We start from the raw sequence: 8,476 nt of genomic DNA, 5'->3' as shown, positions 1-8,476 counted from the left end.
GCACGCTTGACAAATCGTTTTGTTCGTCAGCGCAGAAGAAAGAGTATGAGGCGTTTCGCTTATTTCGTCAACCCCTCGACCACTTCTTCTTTTCTCGTTTCGCTGCACATTTACATGTGCCGTTCTGCGAGGGGGCGAACTATAGCAAAGCCGGGATTGAACTGACAAGGTTTATTTTTGCACCAGCGCCCTGAACGCTGCTCGGTGCACTTGGATGGTGCTACATTAAGGCCCAGAGCTGCCAACAGCCATCGGAGACCGAGACAAATGGAACGCCACACCGCGCCACATCTGAGCACGGCATGGGAAGACACCATGCCGCTGATTATCGAAACCTCGCACCGCCGATCCCGGCAGTACGGACTGCGTCCGGACTCTGCCGCGGACTTGAGCCGCGTTCCCACCGTCGACCTCTCGCTGCTGCTCGAACAGAACCGCCTGCTCCATACACACGCGGTGCCGGCGATGGAAACGCTGTACCAGCAGATCGTTAACACCCACAACATGGTGATCCTGACCGATGCGCACGGCGTGATCGTCCACTCCCTCGGCGACGACGACTTTCTGGAGAAAGCCAACCGCGTCGCGCTACAGCCCGGCGCCGCCTGGTCCGAGCAAAGCAAGGGCACCAACGCCATCGGCACCGCGATCGCGGAACAGGCGCCGGTGCTGGTCCATGCGGAACAGCACTATCTGACCGCCAATCATTTCCTCACCTGCTCGGCCGCGCCGATCGCCGACCACTTGGGCAACGTCATCGGCGTACTCGATGTTTCCGGCGACCAGCGCAGTTTCCACAAGCACACCATGGCGTTGGTGCGCATGTCCGCGCTGATGATCGAGAACCAGCTGTTCTCCGCCACCTATGAAGACTCGATCACATTGCACTTCCACGCGCGCCCGGAGTTCATCGGCACGTTGATGGAGGGGATAGCCTCCTTCAGCCCCGGCGGCCGCTTCCTTGCTGCCAACCGCAACGGTCAGTTTCAGTTGGGCCTTTCACCGGCGGAATTGCAATCGCATACCTTCAGTTCCCTGTTCGGCCTGCCGCTGTCGGCACTGTACGAGCACTACCGTACCGCTTCGCCGGGCCTGCTGAATTTGTGCATGCACAGCGGCGTGCGCGTGGCCGGCCGCGCCCAGCTGCGTCTGAGCAACGGCGTGTTCCAGCAATCGCTGACGCACGACAAAACGCAACGCACCGAGCGGCCCAGCGCCACCCAGGCCGCGGCGGCCAAACGCCGTCTGTCCGGCCTGCGCTACCTGCGCACCGGCGATCCCCAACTGGAATTGGTAATCGACAAGGTTACGCGCGTGCTGGGTCACGACATTCCCATCATGATCATGGGCGAGACCGGCACCGGCAAGGAGTTGCTGGCCCAGGCGATCCATAACGATTCGCCGCGTGCGATGAGTCCCTTCGTCGCGGTCAACTGCGCGTCGATCCCGGAGACGCTGATCGAATCCGAACTGTTCGGCTATGAGGACGGCGCCTTCACCGGCGCGCGCAAGAAAGGCGCTGTCGGCAAGATACTGCAGGCCAACGGCGGCACGCTGTTCCTCGACGAGATCGGCGACATGCCGTACAGCCTGCAGGCACGTCTACTGCGGGTGCTACAAGAGCGCATGGTGACGCCGCTCGGCAGCGACAAGTCGATACCGGTGAACGTGGAACTGATCTGCGCGACCAATCATAATCTGCGCGAGCGCATCGCCAAAGGTTTGTTCCGCGAGGACCTGTATTACCGGCTGAATGGGCTGGTCGTGAAGCTGCCGCCACTGCGGGATCGGACCGATCTGGAGAGCGTGGTCAAGAAGATCCTCTCGACCGAGGCGGAAAGCGGCCGCTATCGTGTTTCCGAGGAAATCTTGCGGCTGTTCCGCCGCCATCGCTGGCCCGGGAATTTCCGGCAGTTGACCAATCTGCTGCGCACGGCGGTGGTCATGGCCGGCGACGAGACGGAGATCTGTCTGCGGCATATGCCGGATGATTTTCTGGATGATGTCGAGCATGATGGCGAACAGGCGCGGCGGCAGAGCAACGGCGGCGTTGATGGCAACCTGGAAGAAATGGAGATTCACGCCATCAATAAAGCGCTGGCGGCGCACGGTGGCAATGTCTCCGCCGCCGCGCGCGCCCTGGGCATCTCGCGCAACACGATTTACCGTAAAGTGCCAAACCTCAAATAGCGCTACGCCTGTTGCTTCAGCAACGACACCTCCTCGTCGCTGAACAAGCGCGAGCGTGTCAGGAAGCGCTTGCCGGTGCCGTTGTCGAGCGAGAACATGCCGCCGTTGCCGGCGACGACGTCGATGATCAGCTGCGTGTGTTCCCAGTAGGCGAATTGCTCGCATCCCATGTAGAACGGCGCGCCATCCAATTCACCTAGAAACACATCGGTGTCGCTGATGTTGAACTCGCCTGCCTGGTAGCACATCGGCGTGCTGCCGTCGCAGCAGCCGCCGGACTGGAAAAACATCAGCGGCCCGTGCCGGCCGCGCAGCGCGGCGATCAGCTCGAGCGCCGCCGGCGTGGCCGTGACACGGGCGATGGCCCCGCTCATGGTCAGAAGAAGCCCAGGGCGTTGGGGCTATAGCTGACCAGCAAGTTCTTGGTCTGCTGATAGTGGTCCAACATCATCTTGTGATTCTCGCGGCCGATACCCGATTGCTTGTAGCCACCGAACGCGGCGTGCGCCGGATACAGGTGGTAGCAATTGGTCCAGACACGGCCGGCCTGAATCGCGCGGCCGACACGGAAGGCGCGCGAGCCGTCACGCGTCCACAGCCCCGCGCCCAGCCCGTACAGCGTATCGTTGGCGATGCGCAGCGCGTCGGCCTCGTCCTTGAAGGTCGTGACCGACACCACCGGCCCGAAAATCTCCTCCTGGAAGATGCGCATCTTGTTGTCGCCCTTGAACACGGTTGGACGCACGTAGTAGCCATCCTTCATGTCGCCGCCCTGCACGTTGCGCTCGCCTCCGGCCAGCAGCTCGGCGCCCTCCTGCTTGCCGATGTCGATGTACGACATGATTTTCTCCAGCTGCTCCTGCGACGCCTGCGCGCCGAGCATGGTGGAGGCGTCCAACGGGTTGCCCTGCTTGATCGCGGCCACGCGGGCCAGCGCGCGCTCGATGAATTTCTCGTAGATCGATTCCTGGATCAGCACGCGCGAAGGGCAGGTGCACACCTCGCCCTGGTTGAGCGCGAACATGGCGAAGCCTTCCAGGCACTTGTCGAAGAAGGCGTCGTCGGCGTCCATCACGTCGGCGAAGAAGATGTTCGGCGATTTGCCGCCCAGCTCCAGGGTCACGGGGATGAGGTTCTGCGCGGCGTATTGCATGATCAGACGGCCGGTGCCGGTTTCACCGGTGAAGGCGATCTTGGCGATGCGCTTATTCGACGCCAGCGGCTTGCCCGCCTCCAGGCCAAATCCATTGACCACGTTCAACACTCCCGGCGGCAACAGATCGGCAATGATTTCCAGCAGCACCATGATCGACGCCGGCGTCTGCTCGGCCGGTTTGAGGACCACGCAATTGCCGGCCGCCAACGCGGGCGCCAGCTTCCACACCGCCATCAGGATGGGGAAGTTCCACGGAATGATCTGGCCGACCACGCCGAGCGGCTCATGGAAGTGATAGGCGTAGGTTTCCGAATCGATCTGCGCCACCGAGCCCTCTTGCGCGCGGATGCAGCCGGCGAAGTAACGGAAGTGGTCGATCGCCAGCGGGATGTCGGCGGCGGTGGTCTCGCGGATCGGCTTGCCGTTGTCGATGGTCTCGGCGGTGGCGATCAGCGCCAGGTTCGCCTCCATGCGGTCGGCGATCTTGTTGAGGATGTTGGCGCGCTCGGTCTGCGAGGTCTTGCCCCACGCGTCCTTGGCGGCGTGCGCGGCGTCCAGCGCGAGTTCGATGTCTTCAGCGGTCGAGCGCGCCACCTCGCAAAACACCTGGCCGGTGATCGGCGTGATGTTGCCGAAGTATTCGCCCTTGACCGGCGCGACGAACTTGCCGCCGATGTAGTTGTCGTACCGTGGCTTGAATGGATTGGCTACGCCCAGTTTGCTGATGTCTGCGAGATTCATGTCGTCCTCTTTCTACTATGGTTGTGTGGTGTTGGTGACCACCTTTCTTTCGCAAACACCGTGCCAGCCGCGTTGAGGGGGATGGCAGGCGACTTCCCGCGCCTCAGCGCGTGACAGTGTTCAGTTTTGACACACCGCTGGAGCAACGGCGACGCACTTTTTGCGTCGGACGGGTATATTGCAGGCTGCCCATCCGGAGAAAACATGAAGCGTTCCCCAATTCAACTTAATGCCGTCGCCGCGCTGTTCGCGCTTGGCGCTTCCAGCCTGGCCACCGCCGCCGACAACGCGGATAACGCGGATGCGCCGGTCGAGGTCGTCGTCGTCAGCGCCACGCGTGTCGGCCACACCGTCTTCGACATGCCGGCCGCGATCGATGTCGTCGATGCCGCGCGCATCCATGAATCCCAGGCGCGGGTGAACGCCTCCGAGGCGCTGGCGGCGGTGCCGGGCCTGGTGGCGCAGAACCGCCAGAACTATGCCCAGGACTTGCAGATCTCATCGCGCGGCTTCGGCGCGCGATCGACCTTCGGTGTGCGCGGCGTGCGGTTGATCGCCGACGGCATTCCCGCCAGCATGCCGGACGGCCAGGGCCAGGCCGCCACCTTCAATCTCGACATGGCCGAACGCATCGAAGTATTGCGCGGCCCGTTCTCCGCCATCTACGGCAACCACTCGGGCGGCGTGATCCAGATGTTCACGCGCGACGGCGAGGGCTCTCCTACCATCGAAACCAGCCTCACCGCCGGCAGCTACGGCACCCGCAAGGCCGACGTCAACGCGCAGGGCAAGCAGGCCGGTGTCGGTTACGTGCTCGACGCTTCGCGCTTCGAGACCGACGGCTACCGCGCGCACAGCGCCGCCACGCGCGACCAGGCGTTTGCCAAGCTGACCGTGGAGCCTATGGACAACGCCAAGCTGACCATCGTCGCCAACGCGCTGCGCCAGGACGACACCCAAGATCCGTTGGGTGTGACTTGGGCCACCTACCAGCGCGACCCGCGCGCGGGCGAAACCGACGCCACCGATACCCAGGTGCCAAAGCGCACGCTGGCCGACCGCTACAACACCCGCAAGAGCATCGATCACACGCAGGTCGGCGCCACGTGGGAGCAACGCTTCGGCCAGGACCGGCTGCGCGTGACGGCCTACGGCGGCAATCGCGAAGTGATCCAGTACCAAGCGTTTTCGCGTGGCTTCCAGGCACCGCCGACGCACTCGGGCGGGGTGGTGAATTTTGATCGAGACTTCTACGGCACCGACCTGAGCTGGATGCACGTCAGCCAGCTGGCCGGCGGCAAGCTCAGTACGACTGTCGGCGTCGAATACGGCCGCTCCACCGATGGCCGCCAGGGGTATGAAAACTTCGTCGGCGCCCAGTTGGGCGTGAAGGGCGCGCTGCGCCGCGACGAGCAGGACAAGGTCTCCAATCTCGATCCGTATGTGCAGACCGAATGGCAATCCGGCCCCTGGATGCTGAGCGCGGGCCTGCGCCGCAGCAGCGTGAAGATTTCCGTGGACGACCGCTTCCTGAGCAATGGCAATGACAGCGGCAGCCTGGAGTACAGCCACACCACGCCGGTGCTGGGCGTGCTGTACCGCGTGTCGCCGGTGCTCAACGTGTATGCCAGCGCCGCGCGCGGTTTCGAAACGCCGACGCTCAACGAACTGTTCTACTCGGGCAGCGGCGGCGGCTTCAACTTCGGCCTGCAGCCGGCCAAGAGCACGCATCTGGAAGCGGGCATCAAAAGCAAGCTGGACGAGCGCACCAGCATCAACGCCTCGGTATTCCAGGTCCGCACGACCGATGAAGTGGTGGTCGACAGCAGCGGCGGCGGCCGCACCAGCTATCGCAACGCCAGCAAGACCTTACGGCAAGGGCTGGAAGTGTCGCTCGACTCGTCATGGCGCCACGGTCTGAGCACGCGCGTCGCGCTGACCAGCTTGCGAGCGATCTACGATCAAAGCTACGGCGCGGTGCTGGAGGGTAGCCGCCTGCCCGGCGTTCCGAATGCCAACGCGTATGCGGAAGTGGCGTGGAAGGATAGCGGCGACCGCTATGGCGCCGCGCTGGAAGCGATCGCCAGCAGCAAGATCTATGCGGATGATGGGAACGTCGATCAGCCGGCATCCGGGTACGGCATTCTAAATGCGCGGGTCAGCGCCAAGCAGCAGTGGCGAGGCTGGCGCTTCAAGCAATTCGCGCGGCTGAATAATCTGCTGGATAAAAACTACGTCGGCTCGGTGATCGTCGGCGACACGAACAAGCGCTATTACGAAGCCGCTCCACAACGTAACTGGCTGGTAGGCGCAAGCGCGCAATACCAGTTCTAACGACCACAACCTTGAATACACGGTAGAGACACGTAGGGCGGATTAGGCGGAACGCCGTAATCGGCCATGTATGCGCGATTGGCTGCTCATGCATGGCCGATTACGCTGCGCTAATCCGCCCTACGGGGTTCCTCGAAACAAGTGTTACGCGGCCCGCTCAACCAACCGATCCAGCAACCGCTCCCGATTATCCAAAACAAAATCAACAAAAACCGGCTCCTTCACCGCCAGCCTCACCAATCCCGGCAACATCAAATAACAATACCCCGCAACCTTCCGCACCGCCTCGTCATTCCGTAGCGCCTCGCGCGTGATCGATCCCGATTTCCCGCCCAACATGGGCATGATGGTCGCGCGATGTTTGTCCAATATCGCTGAAACCGGTCCGGTCAATTTTTCTGCCATTTGGCTGTGCTCGCTGGTGTCGCTCATGTCAACGCTCCTGGAAGGTGATGTAATCAGGATAGTGACCCGCTGACGCGAACCGGTTCTGTGTTTGCGCAAGCGGGCACAAAATGCGCTAAGGTGAACGCCTCATATAGGAATATCCCCATGAACCAGCAAGCCGCCCAAACGTTTGATGCGATCGTTGTCGGCAGCGGACCGGGCGGCGCCAGCGTCGCGCTCGAACTGGCGCGCCGGAAACTCCGCGTACTGATACTGGAACAGGGAAGCGCGGCGCCACTGCAAGGGACACTATCACAAATGGCGGGTATCGCCGCCGTGCCCGGCAAGGGCGCGTTCATCCATCGGGACGCTTCGCTGCTGGTCAGCGGCATCGCCGCAGGCGGCACCACCACCATCAACTTCGCCACCGCCGCGCCGCCACCGTTGGCTATGTTCGCCGCCCACGGCATCGACTTGGCGCCGGCGCTGGAATCGCTGCGCGCGGATTTGCCGATGGCGCCGTTGCCGGACGAATTGATCGGGCCGATGGCGAAGCGCATCCAGCAAGGCGCCTTGGCGCGCAAGCTGGGGTGGCGCAAGCTGGACAAACTAATCCGCCCGCAATCGTGCCGCACCGGTTGCTGGCGTTGCGTCTACGGTTGCCCGTTCGGCGCCAAGTGGACCGCGCGCGATTTCATCGATGAAGCCGTTCAGCTTGGCGCGGTCCTGGTCGACCAGGCGAAAGTGGAGCAAGTGATTGTGGAGAACGGCCGTGCCACCGGCGTGCGCTATCGGCGGGATGGTGAAATGCACGAGGCGTTTGGCGCGAACGTGGTGTTGGCCGGGGGCGGTATCGGCAGTCCGCGGCTACTGCATCGCTCTGGTCTGCACGCGGAGAGCAGTGCTTTCTTCAGCGATCCGGTGATCGCGGTCATGGGTGTGGTGGATGATATCGACGGCGGTGCCGAGGTGCCGATGGCAGCCGGGATGTATTTGCATGAGGAAGGGATTGCGCTGGCGGATATGACCTTGCCCAAGCCGATGTATCAAGCGTTCGCGGCGCAGGTCGGGCGGCTTGATCGGTTAATGTCGCATGCGCGAACGCTGACATTGATGGTGAAGATCCGGGACGACATCGGTGGGGGCGTCGGGCCGCGCTGGGTGGATAAGACGCTCACTGCCGGGGATCGCGCGAAGTTCGCGACAGGGGTTGGCATCGCACGCGAGATTCTACGGGCAGCGGGGGCGAGGAGGATTTTTAAGAGTTGGCATTTCGCGGCGCATCCTGGCGGGAGTTTGCGCATAGGCGATATGGTGGACGGTAATTTGCAGACCACGACGCGGAATTTGTTTGTTTGTGATGCGTCGGTGATTCCCGGGCCTTGGGGATTGCCGCCGACGTTGACGCTGCTTTGTCTCGGCAAACGCTTGGGGGCAAATCTGGTTGCGTGACGGGGAGACACGTAGGGCGGATTAGCGAAGCGTAATCCGCCATGTATGCGTTTCGACGGCTCATGGAATGGCGGATTACGGCGTTCCGCCTAATCCGCCCTACGTGTCTCCAGATGTATTTTTAGGACACGGGCCGCAGACGCAAAAAAGCCCACCAGGATCACCTGGTGGGCTTCTTCTTATAACTAGCCTGACGATAACCTACTTTCACACTGG

General features: G+C 62.5%; 7 protein-coding genes. 4 read left to right on the top strand and 3 right to left on the bottom strand.

Going from position 1 to position 8,476, the window contains the following annotated elements:
- The coding region (locus AC07P1_RS33625) for a hypothetical protein (RefSeq protein WP_494699938.1) at positions 1-194 on the top strand (194 nt) is incomplete at its 5' end.
- A gap of 73 nt (positions 195-267) precedes the next feature.
- On the top strand, positions 268-2,190 hold the full coding sequence (locus AC07P1_RS33620) for a sigma-54-dependent Fis family transcriptional regulator (RefSeq protein WP_494699937.1): 1,923 nt from the start codon (positions 268-270) through the stop codon (positions 2,188-2,190).
- A gap of 2 nt (positions 2,191-2,192) precedes the next feature.
- On the opposite strand, the gene AC07P1_RS33615 is transcribed toward AC07P1_RS33620, so the two are convergent.
- Complete coding sequence (locus AC07P1_RS33615; protein WP_494699936.1) at positions 2,193-2,564, bottom strand: DUF779 domain-containing protein; 372 nt, start codon at positions 2,562-2,564, stop codon at positions 2,193-2,195.
- 2 nt (positions 2,565-2,566) lie between these two features.
- On the bottom strand, positions 2,567-4,087 hold the full coding sequence (gene adh / locus AC07P1_RS33610) for an aldehyde dehydrogenase (protein WP_494699935.1): 1,521 nt from the start codon (positions 4,085-4,087) through the stop codon (positions 2,567-2,569).
- 204 nt (positions 4,088-4,291) lie between these two features.
- Between adh and AC07P1_RS33605 the strand changes: the two genes are divergently transcribed.
- Positions 4,292-6,421 (top strand): TonB-dependent receptor family protein, encoded by a 2,130-nt coding sequence (locus AC07P1_RS33605; RefSeq protein ID WP_494699934.1) that lies wholly within the window; start codon positions 4,292-4,294, stop codon positions 6,419-6,421.
- 144 nt (positions 6,422-6,565) lie between these two features.
- Here AC07P1_RS33605 and AC07P1_RS33600 read toward each other — a convergent pair whose 3' ends face one another.
- The gene (locus AC07P1_RS33600; protein WP_494699933.1) at positions 6,566-6,853 is read right to left on the bottom strand and encodes a hypothetical protein; all 288 of its coding nucleotides are present in this window, start codon (positions 6,851-6,853) and stop codon (positions 6,566-6,568) included.
- A 120-nt stretch (positions 6,854-6,973) separates the two neighbouring features.
- On the opposite strand from AC07P1_RS33600, the gene AC07P1_RS33595 reads away from it, so the two are divergent.
- Complete coding sequence (locus AC07P1_RS33595; RefSeq protein WP_494699932.1) at positions 6,974-8,260, top strand: FAD-dependent oxidoreductase; 1,287 nt, start codon at positions 6,974-6,976, stop codon at positions 8,258-8,260.
- Positions 8,261-8,476: the final 216 nt, after the last annotated feature.

The sequence above is a fragment of the Duganella sp. GW821-FHT07F09 genome (assembly GCF_059418705.1).
The sequence above is the reverse complement of the archived record's forward strand: the minus strand, read 5'-3'. Positions and strand labels throughout refer to the sequence as shown.

Excerpts from the sequence above, each read along its gene's own strand:
- AC07P1_RS33620 (WP_494699937.1), top strand. The coding sequence starts at position 268 with ATGGAACGCCACACCGCGCCACATCTGAGCACGGCATGGGAAGACACC.
- AC07P1_RS33615 (WP_494699936.1), bottom strand. The coding sequence starts at position 2,564 with ATGAGCGGGGCCATCGCCCGTGTCACGGCCACGCCGGCGGCGCTCGAG.
- adh (WP_494699935.1), bottom strand. The coding sequence starts at position 4,087 with ATGAATCTCGCAGACATCAGCAAACTGGGCGTAGCCAATCCATTCAAG.
- AC07P1_RS33605 (WP_494699934.1), top strand. The coding sequence starts at position 4,292 with ATGAAGCGTTCCCCAATTCAACTTAATGCCGTCGCCGCGCTGTTCGCG.
- AC07P1_RS33600 (WP_494699933.1), bottom strand. The coding sequence starts at position 6,853 with ATGAGCGACACCAGCGAGCACAGCCAAATGGCAGAAAAATTGACCGGA.
- AC07P1_RS33595 (WP_494699932.1), top strand. The coding sequence starts at position 6,974 with ATGAACCAGCAAGCCGCCCAAACGTTTGATGCGATCGTTGTCGGCAGC.